Genomic DNA, 20134 nt, shown 5'->3' on the forward strand with positions numbered 1-20134 from the left:
TGAAATTCGAGCATAAATTCTCCCCGCTGCGCATCCGTTTTCTGACGGAGGCTCCCGATCCGACGCGCCACTACGGCCTTTGCTCGGCCAATTTGCGAATGCGCAAGCCTGTCCGCTTTGACGGTCCGAACCACCATCTTTAGAAAGGATATCGCCTCGGACACGGGAAAATAAAAGTGATATTATCGACTGTAGATTCATTCACTTTTGGAAAGAGTGCCCAAACGCCGCCTCCCAGCGCTTTTGTGTGCAGTTCGACCAGCGGTGAAGTCAGGTCGCGGTTCGGCTGACACGGTCAGCAGAGCTATCCGCATAACTACCAAGCCGAGGCGAGCAGAACATGTTCAGTTTGAAGCAGGTCGAAGCGCTATACTGGATCGCGCAGCTTGGAACGTTCGAACGCGCCGCCGCGAAATTGAATACGACCCAATCAACGATATCGAAGCGCATTCGCGAACTCGAACTTGTTGCCGGCCTGCCGTTGTTCGACCGCAGCCAGCGCAGCGCCCGCCTGACCGACAAGGGCGAGCAACTTCTCGCGCTTGCGCAGGAAATGCTCGTGCTGCAGCAGCGCGTCCTGCACCTGAAAGAGGGAAACGAGACGCCAGCGCGTCAGCTCCGGCTCGGCATAACAGAGCTGACCGCCCTGACGTGGCTTCCGCGTCTCATTGCGAGCCTGCGCGCGAAATATCCCAAGGTCACGATCGAGACGGAGGTCGGCATGAGCCGCGACCTCTACGATCGGCTCCAGGAAGACCGGCTCGACCTCATCATCATCCCGGAAGCATTTTCGGACCAGAATATCACCGTGGTTCAACTCACCCAGAATCGGAACGTGTGGATGGGCAGCCCCAAGCTCCTGCGCACGCGACGAAAGCTCTCCATCACGGAATTGGCCGAATATACAATATTGGTCCAGGGTAATCGCTCCGGCACCGGCATCTGGGTAAGCAGGTGGCTGAAGTCGGAGGGCGCGATGCTTCCACGTCTTTTCTCCTGCGACAGTCTCATTGCGCTGCTTGGATTGGCTGTCGCCGGACTAGGCATAACCTACCTGCCGCTACAATGCTTCAAGCCGCTCGTCGCTCAGGGCAAGCTCAAAGTCATTCCGACCGATCCGGAGCTTCCGGCCATTCCTTACGTAGCGATGTATCACCACGATCGACCTTCTGCCTTCATGGCAAGTGTCGCCAAGATCGCCCAAGCCACCTGCGACTTCTCGCGCCAGCTGCAGGGTTGATCGATTTTCCTGTGGTTCAGCTCGCAAATCTTGCAAGCCGAAACGCAACTGAGTGGCTTTGAAGATCGGCGCAGATCATGAACTGTGAAGGGTTGCACCGGCAGCCCTTGCTTCTGCGCCCGAGCGATGACGGCCGTGGTGACGCGACGGTTGCCCGAGGCTGACATTGCGATCATCGATCGGACCGCCACATTGCGCGGCCGTTCGCGTACGGATTTTGTCCGCGACGCCGCCGTGCGCGCGGCCGAGGACGTGCTGATGGAAACTATGCCCATCCGGATGAGTCCCGCCGGCTTAAAGGCATTCATGGCGGCACTGTCCGCGCCAGCCGCCCCTGTCTCCGAAATGGTCGATCTTTTCCAGCGCACAACACCTTGGGAAACCGCCGGCGCAAAAAAAGGCGGGAGCTAAGGTTTGCCTATCTCCGGCCCCGAGCCGTTGACAACCGCCCGTGATCTCGCGGAATTCTCCTGCGGCAAGCGTTCGCTTGATCGGTGGCTCAAGACACGGGCGCTTTCCAACGCGGCGTCTCAGAGACAGTGCCACGCAACCCGCACTGCAACGGGCACCGGCGACCTGGAGGGCGGGGTCCCTCGAACATGACCTTGGAGACCGTGCATGAGCCGCAAAAAACCTATCTGCTATTTCAACGGCCACGCCGACATCCCGAGGTCAATAACGCGCCGCAGCTCGCGGCCGCTCGCACCCGCCTGTGGTAGGTTCATTATGGCCTGCAAAACGCCGAGAAAATGCCACGCCAAGCCATCGATTCCCGCCGCCGATGGCAACTCCCCGTTAGCGACCGCTTCGCGTAGAATCTCCCTGAAGATCGCCCGCTGCCGCGTGAGTCCCTCCAAGGCGACAGCTTGCCCTTCTAGCGGTAAATCTGCCATCTCGGCACACGATCGGGCCAGCATGCAACCTTTAGGTCGCGCCGCTTTGGCATCGTTCGGAAGAAACTCGTGCAGGAGAGCCTCAAGCTGGCTGCGTCTGGTGTCTCCTTGGATGGCCCTCATGCGACGCACAACGCGCTCCGCATAGGTTGAAAGCACCTCCCGAAAAAGCCCATCCTTATCCCGAAACCGCTTGTAAAGGCTCGAACGAGACAACCCCATTGCCGTCGTCAACTGATCGACGGACGACGCCGCGTAGCCGTGCCGCCAGAACACATCCATCGCTGCATTGATTACCGAAGTCTCGTCGAACTGGCGCTTTCCACTCATTCCAATTTACCGTTTGACATCATGGACCGATCGTTCCAAATATGATGGACCATTCGTTCCAACATAGCAAGGGTACGCAAATGTTCAATCCTCCCTCGGGTGAAGTAAGCACGCCGCGCATTGCGGTGGCCGGCGCTACTGGTCGGGTCGGCGCCGCTCTGATCGCAAACCTGGTCAATGACCCCGTCGATATCGTCGCGCTGACGCGAAATCCCGACACGCAGCGCCTGCCGGCCGGGGTCGCTTTGGCCATAGTTGACTTCGATACGCCCGCTACTCTTACCAGCGCGCTGCGTGGCGTGGAGCGCCTCTTCCTTGTCCACGGCACGTCCCCGCGGCAGGTTGCCAACGAAATCGCATTGATCGATGCAGCCGTGGCCGCAGGCGTTGTTCACATCGTCAAACTGTCGGTGATGGGGCCTCCGTCTCGGCTGCATCCATTCGACTGGCACATGCAGATCGAAGCCCACTTGGCGACTCATAACGTCGGCTACACGCTCTTACGCCCAAGTTCATTCGTCGACGTTCTGGCTCGGGCCGGCGCCCCGGTCGCGGATGGCTCATGGGGTGGCGTGGCCGGCAACGGCCGCGTCAACTTCATCGACACTCGCGATGTCGCCGATGCTGCGCGTGCTGCGCTTCTCGACGATGAGCACATTCATTCGCAGCGCACCTATCATCTGACTGGCCCAGGCACGGTGAGTATGCCGGAGGTTGCCGAAGAATTGTCGCGACTCCTCGGCGAGACCGTGTCGTATCAGCATAGGACCCACGACGAGCACCGCAGCGTCCTGATCGCCTCAGGCGTAAGTGAAATGGTTGCCGACTTGCTACTTGGACTTGACGGTATCTTCCGAGAATCTGTACTCGCCGAAACGACATGCACATTCTCCGAGTTGACGGGCCAGGAGCCACGATCGGTTGCGGGATGGCTCAGCGACAACATAGCTATCTTCCAGAAAACCCCGAAATAGGGAAGGCGAGCATGACTCGGCAATACGAAGTGATCCGATTGCGCTTCCGCCGATCCCGCAGCGCGACTCAATGAGCTGGATGAAGTGCAACACCACCTCTTCGCCAACGCTGAAAATCGACACACTCACGGTCCCGAACGTGACTCCGCCGGGTATCCTGCAATCTCCTCAAGATCGCGCCCGTACAGCCTACGATTAGCTGAGGCACTTAGCCCCCATGCTTTGGCCAACGACATGGGCACGAGGGATGTCGAGTTCCTGCATCAGTGACGCAACATCCTCGACCGCCCGCTCCCAGCCCTAGGCAGCAGGATCATCCAGGACATCGCTTGGCGGGTAACCGCGGGCGTTGTAGGCAAGGCAGCGGTGCGTCCGGGAGAAGTAGCGGATCTGATCTTCCCACTGATCCGCTCCGAATTCATGAATGAAGATGATCGGATCACCGATGCCGTGGTCTTCGAAATAGAGCTTTATTCCCGATACATCGACGTAAGGCATTGCATCATCCCCGGCGAGAAGCATTCTTTGGCAACAAAGAACTGCGAAGCCGAGACAAGCAACCCCTCTTCCAACCCCTCTTCTGTGGCGATCGTGTTTTGGCGCAGAACAGCGTGCAATGACCGGGGGCATGAGCTTTCGCCGCAGATCCCTTCAACATCGGAACGTCATCACAGTCGGCCACCGCTAGTTGATAGTTCGCGGCAACGCTTGCCAAAGGACTCGGTGGGGTCTGGCCTCCATCTCGAAACACGTCGGTCGCTGGAACTAAAAATTCCGTGTGGATGTCACAACGACGGATCCCGTCTCGTCATGCTGTCAGGTCCAACCGAAAATGGAGCCGCGACACAACATGGGCGTTGAGAAGACACTGTTGATGCAATCAAGGTCAGGCCACGCCGTGCAAGCGATGTCATGGGATCATGCCGGCCCGAGCTGGCAGAGCCGGGCCATCGTTGGTCTGCTGCGGTTTCTTCCCATCAAGAAGCGGATGGCGTCCGCTGCTGCGGTACAAGAGCACGTGCGCAGATTGGCATTGCGGCCGGCCTCCTATGAACCGACCGGTCTCGGCCGCGGCGTCGAGGTCATCAGAAAGGACGTGGCAGGATGGCCCATCTACCACACGGCGCCGGCTGGGCAGACAGACGCTGGCAACATCGTGGTGTTCCTCCACGGCGGCGGCTACATCAACGAGATCGTTCGTGCCCACTGGCGCTTCGTCGGTTACCTGACCCGGAATGCTCGCGTCCGTTGCATCGTTCCCATCTATCCACTGGCTCCCCGCGCCACCGCGAGGGACGTCGCGCCGGCCATGGGCGATCTGTTGCGCAAGCTTCTGGACGACGCCGGACCTGCGAAGGTCATTGTCGTCGGCAATTCAGCCGGCGCCGCATTAGGGCTGGCGGCGGCTCAATGGCTGCGAGACTCTGGCCATCGCCAACCCAATGGGCTGGTGCTGATCTCGCCCGGCGGAGACTTTTCAATCAGCCGCCCGGAGCAGATCGCGCTCGCCGCGCGTGACCCCATCAATGATATCCCCGGCGCCCGCGAAGCGGGGCGTCTGTATGCGGGCGAGCTGGATGTCGCCCATCCGTACATCAGCCCCCTGAATGGCGACTTCCACGGGCTGGCGCCGATGATCATATTCTCCGGCACGCTCGACCTCTTCTATCCAGACTGCGTCGATCTGGCGGCAAAGGCGCGGGCTGCTGACGTACCGGCCGAGCTTCATTTGCGACAGGGCCAGCCGCACAATTATGCGGCTATGCCGACACCGGAAGGCCGGCAGGCACGTGCGATCATCCTTCGCACGGTTGCCCAGGGGTTGGCGTGATAGTGTCACGGAAGGCGCCATCTCGCCGGATGATGTGGTGCAGCGGAGGCGCGCCCCGCTGCCGCAGGGAGTTCCGCCCGCCCTGCCCTTCGCGCCTGACGATAGATATCGCGAAAATCCTGGCGAGCATGTCACAATGGCAGATGCTGACTCGTCATGATGTCGGAACCAACAAAAGGAGGTCCGTCATGACCAACAAGATCAACCCCTTCGCCGCCGCCCCTTCCCTGATGAAAGACTGGCAGCGTACATCGCTCGCTATCGCCTCCAGCCTTGATCCAGGACTCATGCATCTCGTGGAGATCCGCGCCTCCCAGATCAATGGCTGCGCCAATTGCCTCAACATGCATACGGTATATGCGCGCGAGAACGGAGAAACCGAGCAGCGCATCTATCTGCTGCCGGCCTGGCGCGAGGCTCCCTGCTATACCGGTCATGAACGCGCCGCACTCGGCTGGACCGAGGCCCTTACGCGACTGTCCGAAGGACATACGCATGACGCCGCCTACGAAGCCCTGAAGGCCCAGTTCACGGAGGAGGAACAGGTGAAACTCACGCTGATGATCAACATTATCAACGGGTGGAATCGCCTTGCGGTCGGTTTCGGCTTGTGGGTCGATCCGGCGGAGGTCAAGGCCGCCGCTGCATCCCTCACCAAGGCGGTTGCTTGATGGCGGAGGCCAGTCCCGAGGACGTAGCGGCGGTCTTCGCGCCGCTGCGTCCAAAGCTCATGCGCGTCGCCTACCGCATGCTCGGCTCTGTCTCGGATGCAGAGGACGTCATGCAGGAGGCCTTCATCCGCTGGATGAGGGCCAACCGCGGCGAAGTGCGCGAGCCCGAGGCGTTTCTGCGCCGCACGGTCACCCGGCTCTGTCTCGACCAGCTCAAGTCAGCACGACACCAACGCGAGACCTATGTCGGCACCTGGCTTCCCGATCCCGTCGTGGAAGAGGACGAAGTGGAAGACGTCACTTTGCCGCTGATGCTGGTGCTGGAACGTCTTTCCCCGCTCGAGCGAGCCGCTTTCCTGCTGCATGATGTCTTCGGACTGGAATTCGAGGAGGTTGCCACATCAATCGAGCGCGATCCTGCGGCATGCCGCCAACTTGCCGCCCGCGCACGCGCCCATGTCCGCCAGGCAAAGCCTCGTTTCAAGGTCGAAAAACAACGCGGCCTTGAGATTGCCGAGGCCTTTTACGCGGCCTCGCGCAGCGGTGACATGAAGACGCTTGGCGCGATGCTGACGGACGACGTCAGCGTCCATGCCGACGGCGGCGGCAAACGTCCGGCATTCGCGCAGCCGATCCTGGGATACGATGCCGTCATGGCGCTCCAGGAGAAGCTGGCGGTCGTGTTCCGCCATACGCCGTCGAGACTTGTTCGCGTTGCCGTCGTCAACGGATTGCCCGGCTTCATCACGCTGGAAGCCGATGGTGAGATCCAGACAACGGCGCTCGACATAGAGAATGGGAAGATCGCCGCCATCTATGTCGTGCGAAACCCCGACAAATTAAGGCATCTGCATTAGGCAGGCGGGTCTATGAGCGATGATCGGCCGATGATTCGTCGTCGGCGCCGGTCCCAAAGCCCCCGCCCATCCCGCCACCCATTCCCATCCCACCGCCCATCCCGCCGCCGCCGGCGCCTTTCCCCGTCCCCTCACGGCTGCTCTCGCCTTTGCCGCGTCCTCCCGAGTTCGAGGGGCGCGCCGGACCCTGCTTGGGGATCGCGAGGTCGGACGGGGTCGGGTCGATATCGAGTGCTTCGCGAATGAAATTGCGCAGCGAGACAACGAGTGCGTCCGTGTGGACGGGACGCCCGGCAAGCAGTTCGCGTACCGCACGCTCGGCCAGACGAACTTGCTCCTCGGTCCCGAGCAAGATGATGTCCGACAAGGCAGCCTCGACCGCGTCGCGAATATGACGCCTGCGATCCGAACCCGCCCTGCGTTCGGCCGGAGGATCCGTCTCCTCAGATTCCGACTCCCCGTTCTCCTCAACCTGCCGATCTTGCCCATGGAGATCGCGCAGATGCGTTGGGTCGACAGTCAGATTGCCGGTGAACGAGCCCCCGACGGTCTTGTAGGCAGCGATGAGCGTGCGCAGGCGCTCATTGATCTGGCGGTTCATGCGCTCGCGCCGCTGCTGAATCGTGAACATCATCAACAGACGGATGCCGATGCTGATGAGCGTGAACAACGCCAGGCCAATCAGCGTTACGAGCAGGCTTTGCCAGGAGCTGAAATCAATTCCGCGCAACGGTGCCTCTGCGATCGTGCCCTCTCGCGCCGAGCAGATCCGCCTCGACGCTGTCGCCTGCCTACACGAGCAGTAACACCTATGGGGTGAAGTTAATAGAATTTCCGGTGTCTGGACGACGCCGAACTCTTCAGCGAATCGGATGACAAGCTCGAAACAGAGGAAATCACAAGGCCTGTACTTCGTATTTTCTGGCGCCAACATATCCTGCGATTGCCATTGATGAGTCGTTCCACGGCCGAAATCCAATCGTGTGATCCGTCCGTCTGGCAGGCTAGCGCCGCGCATTGCCGATATGTTGTTCGGACGCGACGCGGGGACGGTGTTGGCCTATGCTCGGGAATGTGATGAGCAAGGCCGGGTACTCGCGGATAGCAACATCTCCCGCCGTTCCCTTGTGCCGGCCGCGTCTCACCAGGCTGCGGACCGGAAAATGATATTCCTTCATCAAAAGTTCGGTCGAAAGACACGAAGGCTCGTCACGCATCCCTGGATAGCCGCGCATTCAAGCGCGGCGTGACGAAGTCCAGAAAGGCACGCAGCTTCAGTGGCAAATAACCCACTGATGTGCGTACCAGGCTGATCGGAAGCCTCTGTCGTTTGAGGTCTGTTAGAATGGGAACCAATCTTCCTTCCCGGAACGACGACGCGACATGATGGGAGAATACTGAGATGATCCCAATGCCTGCTTCAGCCGCCTCGAGGGCTGCGTCGGTTGAATTAACGGTGAGTCGATAGCGAACCGGAAGTTCGGCGTCATCGGCAAGGCTCCAGAAACTTTGTCCTGTGAATCCCTGCACGCCCACGCAATCATGTCCGGCAAGATCGGCCGGCTTTTGCGGCGTACCTCGGGTCTTGAGATAGGCTGGGCTGGCAGCGAAGACGCGATGGATTTCGCCTATCCGTGTAGCGATCAAGGTACTGTCCGGCAACGTCCCGACGCGAAGGGCAGCATCCATTCCCTCCTCGGTCAAATTGATCTGTCGATTGCTGAGTGTCAGACGGACATCGATATCCGGATAGGCCCGAAGAAAATCTGACAGCACCGGCACCAGATACAGACGGCCGAAAACAGTGGGGGCTGTAACATTCAGCTCGCCCTTGGGCGCCGTATATTCTCCAGTAGCAGTGCGCTCCGCTTCGGCCACTTCTTCGAGGATCCGCTTGCTGGCAGCGACATAGGATTTTCCAGCATCTGTCAGGGTTATCCTGCGGCTCGAGCGGTTTAACAACTGGGTCTTGAGGTAGCCTTCCAGGTCCGAAATCTTCCGGCTGACGGTGGTGAGCGGCGTTTTGAGACGCCGGGCGGCAGCCGAGAGGCTGCCTGCCTCAGCGACTGTCAGGAGTATCGACATCGATTCTAGACGATCCATCGTTGTTTCCGGAAAGCGGAAGGAAGCCTGCCGTTTTTACGAGATTGCGTACTTTATTGGTAGTCACCATTCTCCCGGCGCGACCAATACGGCGGCAGTCCTGAAGGAGATGACATGGCTCACACTGACCTCAACGACGCCCAAACGCCTGTGTTTGGCAGCGTGGTAACCAAAACCCCTTTCGAGGTTGAGCTGGTTACCATCAAATCGAAGAAGTCCTTCAAGGAGTTGGTCGACCTCATCGAAAGCACCTTCAAGCACTATGACGCCAGGACCTTGCGAGATCTAACGACGGAAGGTGATACCGAAAAGCTCGCGGCATATGTGAAGGATGTCGGCGGAGAGACAGAGTTCGGCATCTTCTTCTGGCTGGACCAAGGCTCGACGCAACGCCTCGCCGGCATTCCGATCGAGTCGCGCTTCTACCTTTTCGGCAATGCCACTATCGCCCAAGGCCTCTTTCGATTTTCGCCTCGCGCCGGCCTGGGCGCCCCGGTTCGCTTTTGCGTTTCACAGCGCGATGGCGAAGCCGCGCAGATCGATATCGATCTGCCGAGCTCGTTCTTCGGCCAGATTCCCGAGCTGGCTGCCTCTCCCGTCCCGAAGGAGCTCGACGAGAGGATGATCGGCATTTTGACGAAGATCGCCAGCTAGCTAGGCGGAAATGGGTGCGGTCGAGCCGGCACGGTCATCGGTGTTCGGCCCGGCAGACAGCAAAGGCCAATTCATGAATCAGGGTGTGCAGCAGATGCAGGCGTCGAGACGCGATTTTCTCTTTGGCACGGCCGCGGTATGCGCCGCGGTCGGCGGCTTGCTGCCGTATGCGGTGCGCGCGTCGGCTTCCGAGTCGCGTGCCGGATTGCCTGTAGCCATTCCGGCACCTAAGGAGCATTGGGTCCCAAGAGACGGGTTCAAACTCTACGTCCAAGAATATCCAGGAAGCGGACCGGCGCTGGTGATGTTGCATGGCTTCCCGGACAATCTGCACATCTTTGACCGGATCATACCCTACCTCGTAGCGGCGGGGCGACACGTCGTCGCGTTCGATTTCCTCGGCTTCGGCAAGTCCGACAAGCCGGACGGCTACCCTTATGGTTTCGATCAGCAGCGACAGGACATCGAGGCCGTCGTCAACTCGCTGAGCTTGGGCAAGACAATACCGGTGGCCCACGATGCCGGTGGTGTCGCCGGTCTCAATTATATCCTTTCCGATCCGCAACGGATCGCGGGCCTTTGCCTGCTCAACACATTCTATGGCGACACCAGAACTTTGCGCTTCCCCGAGTTGATCGAGCTTTTCTCCGATCCCGACTTGGCAGCACTGTCCCGCGAAATAATGTCCGACCCCAAGCAGATGGCCTTCCTCCTGAACTTTCAGAATAAGCATTTTCAGGTCAGCGCGACGCCTGAACAGAAAAGTCTGTTCGACGACGTTCTTCAGCCGATCATCAATGAGAACTTTGCGCAGAAGCCAAGCGCAGGACCGGCGTTCGTCAAAATGACCGGCGGGCTGAGGGAGCAGCTCAAGGTCAATGACGGTCGCCTCGATGCCCTCGCACGCCTAGCTCTTCCGACTTCGATCATTTGGGGGAAGCAAGACCCCTATTTGAACGAGGGCGTCGCGCAGGACTTTTCGGCGAGACTGCGCGGATCGCGCCTTCATCTGGTGGATGCTGGTCACTGGCTGCAGATCGACGCTCCCCAGGATGTAAGCAAGTTTCTACTTGCTGATCTGGATTGACCCGAAGGATGGACACTCTTCGTGACGGTGTCCGCAGGAACGTGAACGCACCGGGTCGGCGTCAGGAGCGGCAGGAAAGTAGATCACATGGCTTCGTCGATGATGTCGCGCCGCGCCTTGGTCATCGGCGGCACTGCCACCGTCGCGATCCTGTTGGAGGGACAGATGTCTAAAGCAACCACCCGGGGGCCGGATCACGACCTAAAAACCTATGACGTTCCGACAAACGGCATCACATTGCACGTGACCGAAATGGGAAATGGCCCGGCCGTATTGTTCGCGCACGGCTTCCCCGACACCGCCTATACTTGGCGCAAGCAGATGGAAGCGCTGGCGTCCGCCGGCTTCCGCGCGATCGCGCCTGATATGCGTGGCTATGGCCAATCGTCGGCGCCGACTGATCCGGCACTCTACACGCCGTTCCAGACGGTTGGCGACCTGGTCGGGCTCCTCGACGCCCTGCAAGTGGCCGAGGCCATCATCGTCGGCCACGACTGGGGGGCGAATGTGGCCTGGAATGCCGCTTTGATGAGGCCCGACCGCTTCAAGGCCGTATTCTGCCTCGCTGTACCTTACTCCCCCCGCGGTAAGGTCAGTGTACTGGACGCCATGAAAGCGTCCGGCCACGGCAATGACTTCTACATGTTCGAGCAGATCCGGCCCGACGCGGATCAGCTCTGGGCGGACGCAGCCGTCACCATTCCCGGTATTCTTTATTGGGCATCGGGCTCGGCCCCTGTAGCGGAAGCTTGGAACCCTCTGGATCCGGTCCGCAGCCTGCACCGCAAGGCGCCGGATCAACTGCCAGGCTGGATCGATCGCGATTACCTCGCGCACAACATCGCCGAGTTTCAGCGCACCGGATTTCATGGGGCCCTCAACTATTATCGCGCTGTCCAGCCGTTCTTCGATCTTTCCGGCGCATATGTCGGCGCGAAGATACCGCAACCCTCGTACTTCATCTGGGGCAAATCGGATGGCCTGTTTCCGATCTATCACTTGACGGAGGCCGTCATGCGCGACCGCTTGCCCGGCTTGAAAGGCTATGTCGGCCTCGAAGCCATAGGTCACTGGGTCCATCACGAAGCGGAGACCGAGGTGAACCGGCACCTCGTCGCCTTCGCGCGATCGGTCGCATGAAGGAGGATCCATGAACAACTGTCCCGATCCCGTCCCCGAATTCTCGAACACCCGAGCCGCGTCGGCGGCGAATATGGACATTTATGCCATGCTTGCGAACGATATGTCTCGCCGCACCCTGCTTCTCGGTGGAGGCGCCGGTGTCAGCGTGCTGCTCGGGCAGACAGCCGCGGCGACGGAGCCGGCCAGCGTTGCGACGGGTGCCGCGCCCTCGCTGCACGCGAGAACTTTGCGCACGCCGCGTCACACCACGCGATACTGGGAAGCTGGCCCAGCCCAAGGGCCTTTGATGATCTTCCTGCACGGCTGGCCGGAGATGGGCCTTATGTGGCGGGCACAGATACAGACGCTGGCCGCCGAAGGCTGGCGCTGCGCCGCCCCGGACATGAGAGGTTATGGTGACTCATCGGTCCCAAAAGCACCCGGGGCCTATGCCCTGCGCGAGATCGTCCACGACATGGTGGAGCTTCATGACCATCTGGGCGGTCGCGCCGCCGTTTGGGTCGGACACGACTTGGGAAGCCCCGTGGCCGGGGCACTGGCCTCCCACCACCCCGAACGCTGCCGTGGTGTGGCGCTGGTTTCCGTACCGTATTTTCCGGACGGCTTCGCGCTGGCCAGCCTTCTGCCCTCAGTGAACCGGAAGATCTATCCGGTCGACCAGTATCCTGACGGTCAATGGGACTATTGCCGCTTCTATGTAACTCACTTCGACCAGACGGTTAGCGATTTCGATGCCGACATTCCCGCCACGCTGGCGGCAATCTACCGGCCCGGCAACCCCGCCTCGCGGGGGCAGCTCTACCGGTCCGCGCTGGTGACGCGCAACGGCGGGTGGTTCGGATCGGCGCATCGTGCCCCTGCCGTCACTCCCGACCCCGCGCTCTGGCCGTCAGCCGATTTCGATATACTGGTCGCGGCGTTTCGCGTGACCGGCTTCCGGCCGGCAAATGCCTGGTATCTGAACGACGAAGCCAATGTTGCCTACGCCCGCTCTGCGCCCAACGGCGGCCGCCTGAGCCAGCCAGTCCTCTTCATCAACGGCGACCTCGATGGGCTCTGCGATATCGGCCTAAGCGATGTCGGTGAACCCATGCGCCGGGCGTGTCCCGATCTTATGGTCACACGCCAGCCGGCGGGCCACTGGCTGCCGCTAGAGCGCAAGACCGAGCTCGTCGATGACATCCGTTCCTGGGCGAAAGTCAGGCAGCTTGCATAACGGAGTCCAGAATCACGAAACGCAACGTTGAAAGAAAAGCCATGCCGGACAATTCACCGTCTCCCGAGCCAAAGACCACCAGCCCGTTCGCGTCCTGGAGAGTAGATCATGCCGGTATCCGCGTGCCCAACTTCGACGCTGCGATCAGATGGTACACCGAGGTGCTGGATTTCCGACTGCTCAATTCCCTACCGATCCGGGATCTGACCTTCGGCTTCATCGCGCCCGCGGCGGACGATACTTTCAAGATCGAAATCCTGGCGGGGCCCGGAGCCGCTGCCCGTCCGTCGTACGAGGATCTTCCGGGCAGCTATAACATGTCAGGATGGCATCATCTGGGTATCCGCGTCGACAACGTCGACGCCGCCGTCGAGGAGCTCAAGCGCCGCAGCGTGAAGATCGTCAGCGAGCCCCACGACGTTCCGGCGATGGGCCTGCGCATCGCCTTTTTCGTCGATCCCTGGGGAAATCTCCTCGAGGTAATCGCTTCGACGAGCGAGTGACTTGATTGCCGCGTTGACACGCCGCGCCTACACGCTCTTACCGGACAGGCCCCGCGGTCGGCATGAAGCGGGCAGCATCTTGCGGGTCGAGCTGGCCCCGAATTCCGGCGCGTAGCGCATCGATACCGGCCTGACGGGCGCGGTCGATCAGGCTGTCGCGCGCCGCGTCGCCTGCGGTCGGCGCGCTCACGCACCGAACGGGCGAGTTCGCCAAGTGACAAATAGCGCTCGTCTGCCGGGCGGGAGAACCACTCCGACGACACGCGGCTGACGCGCTGGCCGCGGCTCACATCCACCTTATAACCGCCGCTGGCGTCGCGACGTGCGTCTAGAACCTGAATAGTCATGGGATCAATCTCCATGACGGGCGCCGAAAGACTCTCTTTCGGCCCTTAACCCGTCACGGCCCAGCCCGGCCCCGCTCTTCCTCTCCTGCTTCGTCCGTCGCCAAGGACACCGACGCCAGAGAATATGGGCCCGCCCGAGCCGCACCTGCCCGTCACCTGAGGTAATCCGTTTCCATCCCTGTGCCGTGTTCGTAAGCACGCCCGCCCGGTCAGCTTGGATAATCTCGCCTCGCCGAACCCCATCGTGGAGCGTGCCTTCGGGCCGACTCCGGACAGAAGCGCGGACCAGGCAGAAGCATTAGGCGGCAATGATCGTCACCCGAAGGGCGGAGACGCTTCGTGGCTCTAGCTGCAAGCACATGCTTGCAGCTAGAGCGTGACCGACCGGTAGGGAGGGGCCGCTCAGTAAGAATTCCGCTTATGCCCGAATAGAAGACATTCTCGACAAGCGCTCTGGAGCCGCGATGGGTCAATTACAGACTTCAAAGATCATTTTACTAGCGGCTTCTCCCGGGTCCGGCGTTCCTCCACTGCACAATCCATCAATCACCAGGTCCACCATCCATGGATATCTGAGTGATTGCAAAGTCCGCGACCGCGCGAGAGATGAGTTTGGTTGCCGCTCCATCAAGGCCACACATTCCAATCTTGCCTCCTCGTGCTTGCCCGCGTGCCAAAGCGCAGCAACCAAAAGAGGTTGCTTCCGGCACGGTCGCAATCGAGCGGCGCGCTGCTTCCACCGCTTAGGGAAATCGGTGGCCAACCAGCAGCGCCACGCTGCGTGCCGAGTGAACGTCCGCTTGCTGGGGTGAAAGCGGATCTAGCCGCTCGCCTCGACCAGCCGCTGCAACGCGCACTCGGTATCGCCGTTCCACGCGGAAACCCAGCCGCCCAGCCGCCACGCCACAACAGGCCTCGCTGTAGCACATCTGATCGATCTTCGAGTCACGCTTAGTGAGATGCTGAATCTTGAGCAGTCGTTTCTATCGCATCAGTCCTCATAATCGCTAGGTCAAGCTCATTCACGAGCGATATGCGGGGCAAAATCTCGTGCCCGGGCAGTCATGATCTGTGCCTTCGCGGGCCGGCACGGGAGGCCTTGCCCTTGGCCTCCCGGGAGGATGGGTTTATTTCCAACCGCCGCCCGGCAATCGGCCATGATACGGCGTATCGCGACAATGTCCCCACGGTCCTCGCCAGTAACCCGGAGGGCAACCGTTCCAGCGCCAAGGCCGGTTATAGCGACCGTAATATCCACCCGGATAAGGACCGGTGCCATAGGAATGGCAGGCGCCATTCGGTCCGCGATATCCTCTCGCTCCACATCCGTTGGCAACTTGAACGACCGCGGACGAGGCTTCTACCGACGGCTGGATCTGTAATGCCTGAGACGGCGAAGAGATGGCGGCGAGCGCTATCGGCGTCGCCGTCAGGATCAATGTGAGCTTCTTCAGCATGACATTTCCCTTTCCTTAGTCGCCGAAATGCTGGGCTGCGAAATCGATTCCGGCCTGAACTTCGCTCATCGCGCGCTCGATCAGGCCAATGGCCGTCGCCTTGTGGCCGCCTTTGTCCGGTGTCGCTTCGCGCAGCGACTGCAGCGCCGTCTGAAGCTCTGCCAGAGCCCGCTCCATGTTGCCTTGATAGGCCAGCGCACCGCCGGCCGAGGCGGCAAGCAGAGCTGCCGCGCCCGCACCCGCTGCTGCGATCTGGAGAACGTTGCGACGTGTGGTGTTGTCGGTCTTCATAATTCAGATCTTTCCTGTTCGTGTTGGGTTAAAATCAGAAGTTCGATCTCGCTCGGGCTCGTTTGCCGTCCCGACGGTAAACAATGAAGTCCGAGCGGCGTCTCGCATTGGCAGACAGGATGGAGTGCCGCCCTAGCCTGCGTTTTCAGTCCACAACCCACCGGCATCGGCCGGATAACCGGCTGCCTTGCGCACACGCGCTTTGGCCGCGAAGTAACTCTTTGACCAGGCAAAGCGATCGCCTGTTTTGGAAAGGCCCACGCTATCGGCGATGCTGGCGAGGCTGATTGTGTGACCGGCGGCGGCCCAGTTTCCTTCAGGCACATCGTCAAGGACGACCTGGATGCTTTGGCCGGCGTCCTGTCCCGAAGCTGCGGTCGCTTTGAGAACCGCGTCGGTTACCCATACATGCACTTCGCTTTTGTGCGAGGCATTCATGTAGCCTTCCGGAATACTGACACGGATGAGGAATCGCCCAGGCGGCGAGACGTATCCATTTCCGGATTCGCCACCGGCCCACCAGTCGCCTTGAGGCAGTTCATTGAACAGAACCCACGCAAAGGCGCGACCGCCTCTCGTATTGGCTCCGCCCTCCATGCGGATCATGATATCCGTGAGTGTTCTGGCGAGATCGGCCTTGCTGGTCTCATCGAGATCGCCGGCGCTGTAACAAACATTCATAATAGGCATATCAGTTCTCCTTGCCTTTGTTGCCGGCGCAGTCCGCATTGGCTCCCTTGCTCCGGCAGAGCGCCGACCGGCAGGTATCGCGGCGGGGGCAAGGACGAGCCTCTCCAGGCTCGACTACCTCTGCGGTCAACCTGAGGATGCATCCAGGGTGGGAAAGGCGGACGGGATGCGCGCGCTCAGTGACCGGCATGTTCGCGCTCCCACTTCTTGATGTTCTCGTCATCGGTCATGATCGTCTCGACGATCATCACATCGGCATCGTCCTCGAGGACCTCGATGTTGATCGCATCGACATTCCAAATCCCCGTGCTGTCGCGGCGACCCAGCGTGACGTCGCCGCACCGAACCGATCCTTCACGCGCGAAAACATAGACGCCGTGCGACGTCGTCCGGAGACGATAGGAAAACGAGCGGCTCGCATCGGCCATCAGGCGGGAAACGCGCAGATCCTGCGCAATCGGCAATGCGCCGCTGTCGTCGCCGACAAGCTGTACGATTTCGTTTCGCCGGCGCCGAAAATCGAAATGGGCACGATGGTAGGTCGGTGGCAGATAGAGCTGTTCTGGAAGCAGCCACAGATAGATGGCGTGCATGTCCTCCGGCGTAACGCTGAGTTCGGAATGCTTGCCGCCGGAGCCCGCCGAGAATACGTAATAGTCGCCGGCCTGGAGCCGATCGACCATGCCGGCGCCGGCCGTATTGATGTGGGTCAGTTCACCGGCGAAGACGAACGCACAGATCACAAAGTTATGGTGCGGATGCATGTTGTAGCCGCATCCCGCACCGTGAAAGATCTCGTCGCCGAACACCCGGATCGGACCGAAACCTGGGCGGCCGCCCTGATATTCGTGGAAGTTGAAGCTGGACGCCCGGGTGACGAAGCCATCGGGATGTCCTGCAATGTAGGAAGACCGCAACCCATCAGACTTGATCATATCGTGGCCGCGCTCGGCGTTGCGGATGATGAACGAATTGCTCATGACTATTTGCTCCTGATTTTCTTTGGGTCAGGCGGTGCGGGCGAGTTCGGGGCCGCCGGGGGCATAGCCGATCACCACCATTTCAAACATGTGCTTCGGCGTGCCGCAGTCCGGGCACACCCAGTCATCGGGGATGTCCGCCCAACGCGTGCCGGGCGCTATGCCGTGCTCAGGAAGGCCAAGCGCCTCGTCGTAAGAAAAGCCGCAACCAAGACACAGCAGCAGCTTGAAGCGTTCAGTGCTCATTTTCTGCCTCTTTCATTGTGATGGGTGCGCCACCACAACAAGCGTGGCGCTCTGCTGACCGGCCCTTTTTTCTCCATCGCCGTTGACGAGAGACTTGGCCGGCAACTTAATCTAGACAATGTTCGAAATCTAGACAGCGGTCGGATAAACCTGCTTTAAGGGCTTGTCAACCCGAATCTAGACAGCGTAAGAATAAAAAATGAAAACCAGAAAGACCTACCATCACGGTTCCCTCCGCGAGGCATTGCTTGAGGCGGCCGAAAAAATCCTCCGTACCGAGGGACTACCATCGCTGAGCTTGCGCGCGATCGCGCGCGAGGCCGGCGTCTCGCATGGCTCCCCGGCGCATCACTTCCAGGACTTGCCCGGGCTGCTCAGCGATCTCGCAGCCATCGGTTTCCTGCGGCTCGGCGATTATCTCGAGAAAGCACTCGATCGTCCGGGCGCGACACGCGATGATACCGATCGGGCCTATGTCAGCTTTGCGCTCGATAACCCCGCACTGTTCCTGCTCATGTTTCGAGAGGACCTCCTTGATCCAAACCGCACCTCACTGGTCGAGGCTCGCAAGGTCACCTTCAGCATTCTGGACAAGATCAACGTGACCGCTGATACGCCCGCACAGGAAGCGGCTGCAGCAACAAGCAAGGTGCAGCCGGTAAAAACAGCATCTCTTGAAAAGGTCGGAGCCATGACCGCAACATGGGCCTTCGTGCATGGGTTTTCGGTCCTAGCAATCGAAGGACAGCTAGAGCCTCTGGTGAAGCTCGGACCCAGAGGAATTGATAAAATGAAGCTGCTCGACGCTGCACTGGCCCATCTGTCGGCCCGGCGCAGCCTCGACCCAGATCCACGATCCGAAAAGCCGTCGCCGCGAGCGACGTCGTCGCGCGCATCGCGCCGCAAACGCAATGTCCATTCCCGAACATAGACATGGCTCTCCTCCTCACCTGATGCAGGCTGGACCGACGAAAAATCTTGGCGGCGGTAGCGCTCAGGAAGACGCGGGCGAAGCGGCGCAAGCTCGCCACGCGAGCCAGCAACGGCGATGCTGAAGGTCAGCATTTTTTCGCGATTGTGGCCGGCTGCGCGATTGATCTCTTCCCATCCGATGCGAAGCCACGTTGAATGCGGTGACATCCACGCATTCCGGGGCCACATGCAACATTGCGATCGAACGCCTAGCAAGCAAAAAACTCGCGACGAGGTGAGTATCGAGATTTTAGAAAAGCACCTCGACAGGCTTGCGCTCGCCATCAGCCGCGCTGGCAAATGTGGGGCCATGTACCTGCCGATCTATGAGCGCATCGAAGCCGAACTCGACGCACTCAGGGCCAAGGAAGAGCGAATGGAGCGCGTGCATCAACGCCTCAAATGATTGCTGGATTGAACTGAAAGCCGACCGATTTTTACGCTGTCACCGCCGATTCTGCGATCTTTCGGCGCCCCCTCTTTTCAGAAACTTCTCCGTCATTTCTGATGACATTTGAGGATTGATGGAGACGAGCGATGAGTAAGTCGAAAGGTGCGACGAACCGAAACTCCGAGCAACAGAGTTCGGATTCGGGACCAACAAAAACTTCAGACGGCATTCGATCAGGAAAAGGAGCGGCGCCACTACAGTCAATCGCGCGAACCATTCGGCGTCCGGAGCTCCATCAGCTTGTTCCGCTGGCGGACTCGACCATTTACGAGATGGAGCAGCGCGGGGAGTTTCCGCGCCGCTTCTTCATCACCGAACGCTGCGTCTGTCGCATACCATTCGAGCTCCTCAAAAATGCCCACGATGTGCGGATCGCGTATATAGGCGGCCAGGGCCTCGAAACGAACCTTTGAAATCGGACGCGCTTCGCCATGTGCCGGTTCGATGACGCGAACGAGGTGCCCAACCTTTTCGATCATGCCGCGCGTCTCGGGCGTGTCTGGAAGCTCAGAAACGCGCCCGATGCAGTTGAGGCCGAGGCCAATCAAGGTTGCGCGCTGGCTGTGATGCCGACGTATCGGGCTTCTTGTCTGCTCGATCTTGATTATCGGCCTAGTCATGACTCAACATCGTAAGCTGTGAGGTTAATGTCCCATGGGTCGTGACTATCCACAGGATAATCGTTCCACGTATTTCCGATACGATACTGTGTGGATTCGCAGCAATGAAGATTCGTGCAAGTCTTAGGCGTGAATTCAAGACGCAACTGCCCCGGCTCTATCATGATCACCCGCCGATTTGCACGCCATTCTACGCCATAGCCCTATGCTGGTCTGATAGCGCTTTTCTTTTTGAACACGTGTGCTTTGATTGAAGAATGAAAACGCACTGGAGAGTGGCCATGCGATAACTCGATGGAACGCATCCGGCAGGGATAGGGTCTTGCGATTTATGATTGGTGGGTTCGGGATCTGCGCGCGAAACTACGATTTCGCCACCGATTCCCGTCACTCCCACTCTATCATTTCAGACAAAGTCTCGTCGTTGATTTGCCAGCACAATTCTTCAAGTCTGACGGACAAATGCCGACGGTATACCCGCCGCAATCTTTTAGTCTTGAATACACAGAAAAATTTGAGCCGTTTGCGCTCTCCGAGATTTCGCCACCTATCGGTGTCAATCGAGTGATCAGCGCAAC

Annotated in this window: 22 protein-coding genes and 3 pseudogenes; 14 read left to right on the plus strand and 11 right to left on the minus strand. The window is 59.9% G+C overall.

All coding sequences use genetic code 11. The annotated features are described in order from the left end of the window. Positions 1-340: 340 nt before the first annotated feature. Positions 341-1240, plus strand: a complete 900-nt coding sequence (locus HB630_RS22825) for a LysR family transcriptional regulator (protein ID WP_213774835.1) — start codon at positions 341-343, stop codon at positions 1238-1240. Between the two features lie 126 nt (positions 1241-1366). Beyond that, positions 1367-1651, plus strand: coding sequence for a DUF1778 domain-containing protein (locus HB630_RS22830; protein WP_213774836.1), 285 nt, complete (start codon positions 1367-1369; stop codon positions 1649-1651). 230 nt (positions 1652-1881) lie between these two features. On the opposite strand, the gene HB630_RS22835 is transcribed toward HB630_RS22830, so the two are convergent. Further along, a complete protein-coding gene (locus HB630_RS22835; protein ID WP_213774837.1) occupies positions 1882-2463 on the minus strand; it encodes a TetR/AcrR family transcriptional regulator in 582 nt (193 codons plus the stop codon). 80 nt (positions 2464-2543) lie between these two features. Here HB630_RS22835 and HB630_RS22840 point away from each other — a divergent pair, with 80 nt between their 5' ends. Further along, a complete protein-coding gene (locus HB630_RS22840) occupies positions 2544-3437 on the plus strand; it encodes an NmrA family NAD(P)-binding protein (RefSeq protein ID WP_213774838.1) in 894 nt (297 codons plus the stop codon). A 300-nt stretch (positions 3438-3737) separates the two neighbouring features. Here the strand turns inward: HB630_RS22840 and HB630_RS22845 are convergent, their stop codons facing one another. After that, positions 3738-3935 carry a hypothetical protein gene (locus tag HB630_RS22845; protein ID WP_213774839.1) on the minus strand — a complete coding sequence of 66 codons (198 nt, stop codon included), beginning with the start codon at positions 3933-3935 and terminating at the stop codon, positions 3738-3740. A gap of 352 nt (positions 3936-4287) precedes the next feature. Between HB630_RS22845 and HB630_RS22850 the strand changes: the two genes are divergently transcribed. The 3 genes from HB630_RS22850 (at position 4288) to HB630_RS22860 (ending at position 6796) form a co-directional block, all read left to right on the plus strand. Further along, positions 4288-5268: an alpha/beta fold hydrolase gene (locus tag HB630_RS22850; protein WP_213774841.1), complete on the plus strand. Its 981-nt coding sequence runs from the start codon at positions 4288-4290 to the stop codon at positions 5266-5268. A 188-nt stretch (positions 5269-5456) separates the two neighbouring features. Continuing rightward, on the plus strand, positions 5457-5939 hold the full coding sequence (locus HB630_RS22855; RefSeq protein WP_213774843.1) for a carboxymuconolactone decarboxylase family protein: 483 nt from the start codon (positions 5457-5459) through the stop codon (positions 5937-5939). Beyond that, positions 5939-6796 carry a sigma-70 family RNA polymerase sigma factor gene (locus HB630_RS22860; protein ID WP_213774845.1) on the plus strand — a complete coding sequence of 286 codons (858 nt, stop codon included), beginning with the start codon at positions 5939-5941 and terminating at the stop codon, positions 6794-6796. Before HB630_RS22855 ends, HB630_RS22860 begins: the two co-directional genes overlap by 1 nt. A gap of 10 nt (positions 6797-6806) precedes the next feature. Here the strand turns inward: HB630_RS22860 and HB630_RS22865 are convergent, their stop codons facing one another. Next, positions 6807-7526, minus strand: a complete 720-nt coding sequence (locus HB630_RS22865; RefSeq protein WP_213774847.1) for a hypothetical protein — start codon at positions 7524-7526, stop codon at positions 6807-6809. Positions 7527-8005: 479 nt separating this feature from the next. After that, the gene (locus HB630_RS22870; RefSeq protein WP_213774849.1) at positions 8006-8899 is read right to left on the minus strand and encodes a LysR family transcriptional regulator; all 894 of its coding nucleotides are present in this window, start codon (positions 8897-8899) and stop codon (positions 8006-8008) included. 150 nt (positions 8900-9049) lie between these two features. Between HB630_RS22870 and HB630_RS22875 the strand changes: the two genes are divergently transcribed. The 5 genes from HB630_RS22875 to HB630_RS22895 all read left to right on the plus strand — a co-directional run bounded on the left by HB630_RS22875 (position 9050) and on the right by HB630_RS22895 (position 13502). After that, a complete protein-coding gene (locus HB630_RS22875) occupies positions 9050-9553 on the plus strand; it encodes a DUF302 domain-containing protein (RefSeq protein ID WP_213774851.1) in 504 nt (167 codons plus the stop codon). Between the two features lie 10 nt (positions 9554-9563). Next, positions 9564-10640 carry an alpha/beta hydrolase gene (locus HB630_RS22880; RefSeq protein WP_213774853.1) on the plus strand — a complete coding sequence of 359 codons (1077 nt, stop codon included), beginning with the start codon at positions 9564-9566 and terminating at the stop codon, positions 10638-10640. An 87-nt stretch (positions 10641-10727) separates the two neighbouring features. Then, positions 10728-11780: an alpha/beta hydrolase gene (locus tag HB630_RS22885; RefSeq protein ID WP_249780988.1), complete on the plus strand. Its 1053-nt coding sequence runs from the start codon at positions 10728-10730 to the stop codon at positions 11778-11780. A gap of 10 nt (positions 11781-11790) precedes the next feature. After that, positions 11791-12999: an alpha/beta hydrolase gene (locus HB630_RS22890; protein ID WP_249780989.1), complete on the plus strand. Its 1209-nt coding sequence runs from the start codon at positions 11791-11793 to the stop codon at positions 12997-12999. Between the two features lie 41 nt (positions 13000-13040). Then, entirely contained in the window at positions 13041-13502 is a 462-nt protein-coding gene (locus tag HB630_RS22895) for a VOC family protein (protein WP_213774855.1), read from the plus strand. Between the two features lie 37 nt (positions 13503-13539). Here HB630_RS22895 and HB630_RS22900 read toward each other — a convergent pair whose 3' ends face one another. The 6 genes and pseudogenes from HB630_RS22900 to HB630_RS22920 form a co-directional block, all read right to left on the minus strand. Then, positions 13540-13692, minus strand: coding sequence for a hypothetical protein (locus tag HB630_RS22900; protein WP_249781009.1), 153 nt, complete (start codon positions 13690-13692; stop codon positions 13540-13542). Beyond that, positions 13676-13849, minus strand: a pseudogene (locus tag HB630_RS28465) (DUF932 domain-containing protein); the annotation flags it as partial. The pseudogene HB630_RS28465 and the gene HB630_RS22900, both read right to left, overlap by 17 nt. Before the next feature lie 1472 nt (positions 13850-15321). Beyond that, positions 15322-15597, minus strand: coding sequence for a hypothetical protein (locus HB630_RS22905; protein WP_213774857.1), 276 nt, complete (start codon positions 15595-15597; stop codon positions 15322-15324). Between the two features lie 132 nt (positions 15598-15729). Next, positions 15730-16287, minus strand: a complete 558-nt coding sequence (locus HB630_RS22910; RefSeq protein WP_213774859.1) for a tautomerase family protein — start codon at positions 16285-16287, stop codon at positions 15730-15732. Between the two features lie 176 nt (positions 16288-16463). Continuing rightward, the gene (locus tag HB630_RS22915; RefSeq protein WP_213774861.1) at positions 16464-17267 is read right to left on the minus strand and encodes a pirin family protein; all 804 of its coding nucleotides are present in this window, start codon (positions 17265-17267) and stop codon (positions 16464-16466) included. A gap of 27 nt (positions 17268-17294) precedes the next feature. Beyond that, the gene (locus HB630_RS22920) at positions 17295-17513 is read right to left on the minus strand and encodes a rubredoxin (protein ID WP_213774862.1); all 219 of its coding nucleotides are present in this window, start codon (positions 17511-17513) and stop codon (positions 17295-17297) included. A 199-nt stretch (positions 17514-17712) separates the two neighbouring features. Here HB630_RS22920 and HB630_RS22925 point away from each other — a divergent pair, with 199 nt between their 5' ends. The 3 genes and pseudogenes from HB630_RS22925 to HB630_RS28470 all read left to right on the plus strand — a co-directional run. Beyond that, positions 17713-18444, plus strand: coding sequence for a TetR/AcrR family transcriptional regulator (locus tag HB630_RS22925; RefSeq protein ID WP_213774864.1), 732 nt, complete (start codon positions 17713-17715; stop codon positions 18442-18444). A 117-nt stretch (positions 18445-18561) separates the two neighbouring features. Then, positions 18562-18891 carry a hypothetical protein gene (locus tag HB630_RS22930; protein ID WP_213774866.1) on the plus strand — a complete coding sequence of 110 codons (330 nt, stop codon included), beginning with the start codon at positions 18562-18564 and terminating at the stop codon, positions 18889-18891. A gap of 212 nt (positions 18892-19103) precedes the next feature. Further along, positions 19104-19262, plus strand: a pseudogene (locus tag HB630_RS28470) (AlpA family phage regulatory protein); the annotation flags it as partial. A 114-nt stretch (positions 19263-19376) separates the two neighbouring features. On the opposite strand, the pseudogene rpmD reads toward HB630_RS28470, so the two are convergent. After that, positions 19377-19556 (minus strand): annotated as a pseudogene (rpmD, locus tag HB630_RS22940) (50S ribosomal protein L30); the annotation flags it as partial. Positions 19557-20134 lie beyond the last annotated feature (578 nt).

Source organism: Bradyrhizobium sp. dw_78 (genome assembly GCF_018449525.1).
Lineage (GTDB): Bacteria > Pseudomonadota > Alphaproteobacteria > Rhizobiales > Xanthobacteraceae > Bradyrhizobium.

What these genes read in the sequence shown, in the direction of transcription:
- HB630_RS22920 (WP_213774862.1), bottom strand. Translation starts at nt 17,513, where the DNA reads ATGAGCACTGAACGCTTCAAGCTGCTGCTGTGTCTTGGTTGCGGCTTT.
- HB630_RS22860 (WP_213774845.1), top strand. Translation starts at nt 5,939, where the DNA reads ATGGCGGAGGCCAGTCCCGAGGACGTAGCGGCGGTCTTCGCGCCGCTG.
- HB630_RS22850 (WP_213774841.1), top strand. Translation starts at nt 4,288, where the DNA reads ATGGGCGTTGAGAAGACACTGTTGATGCAATCAAGGTCAGGCCACGCC.
- HB630_RS22825 (WP_213774835.1), top strand. Translation starts at nt 341, where the DNA reads ATGTTCAGTTTGAAGCAGGTCGAAGCGCTATACTGGATCGCGCAGCTT.
- HB630_RS22830 (WP_213774836.1), top strand. Translation starts at nt 1,367, where the DNA reads ATGACGGCCGTGGTGACGCGACGGTTGCCCGAGGCTGACATTGCGATC.
- HB630_RS22930 (WP_213774866.1), top strand. Translation starts at nt 18,562, where the DNA reads ATGCTGAAGGTCAGCATTTTTTCGCGATTGTGGCCGGCTGCGCGATTG.
- HB630_RS22835 (WP_213774837.1), bottom strand. Translation starts at nt 2,463, where the DNA reads ATGAGTGGAAAGCGCCAGTTCGACGAGACTTCGGTAATCAATGCAGCG.
- HB630_RS22870 (WP_213774849.1), bottom strand. Translation starts at nt 8,899, where the DNA reads ATGGATCGTCTAGAATCGATGTCGATACTCCTGACAGTCGCTGAGGCA.
- HB630_RS22910 (WP_213774859.1), bottom strand. Translation starts at nt 16,287, where the DNA reads ATGCCTATTATGAATGTTTGTTACAGCGCCGGCGATCTCGATGAGACC.
- HB630_RS22845 (WP_213774839.1), bottom strand. Translation starts at nt 3,935, where the DNA reads ATGCCTTACGTCGATGTATCGGGAATAAAGCTCTATTTCGAAGACCAC.
- HB630_RS22840 (WP_213774838.1), top strand. Translation starts at nt 2,544, where the DNA reads ATGTTCAATCCTCCCTCGGGTGAAGTAAGCACGCCGCGCATTGCGGTG.
- HB630_RS22855 (WP_213774843.1), top strand. Translation starts at nt 5,457, where the DNA reads ATGACCAACAAGATCAACCCCTTCGCCGCCGCCCCTTCCCTGATGAAA.
- HB630_RS22895 (WP_213774855.1), top strand. Translation starts at nt 13,041, where the DNA reads ATGCCGGACAATTCACCGTCTCCCGAGCCAAAGACCACCAGCCCGTTC.
- HB630_RS22915 (WP_213774861.1), bottom strand. Translation starts at nt 17,267, where the DNA reads ATGAGCAATTCGTTCATCATCCGCAACGCCGAGCGCGGCCACGATATG.
- HB630_RS22905 (WP_213774857.1), bottom strand. Translation starts at nt 15,597, where the DNA reads ATGAAGACCGACAACACCACACGTCGCAACGTTCTCCAGATCGCAGCA.
- HB630_RS22880 (WP_213774853.1), top strand. Translation starts at nt 9,564, where the DNA reads ATGGGTGCGGTCGAGCCGGCACGGTCATCGGTGTTCGGCCCGGCAGAC.
- HB630_RS22890 (WP_249780989.1), top strand. Translation starts at nt 11,791, where the DNA reads ATGAACAACTGTCCCGATCCCGTCCCCGAATTCTCGAACACCCGAGCC.
- HB630_RS22885 (WP_249780988.1), top strand. Translation starts at nt 10,728, where the DNA reads ATGGCTTCGTCGATGATGTCGCGCCGCGCCTTGGTCATCGGCGGCACT.
- HB630_RS22925 (WP_213774864.1), top strand. Translation starts at nt 17,713, where the DNA reads ATGAAAACCAGAAAGACCTACCATCACGGTTCCCTCCGCGAGGCATTG.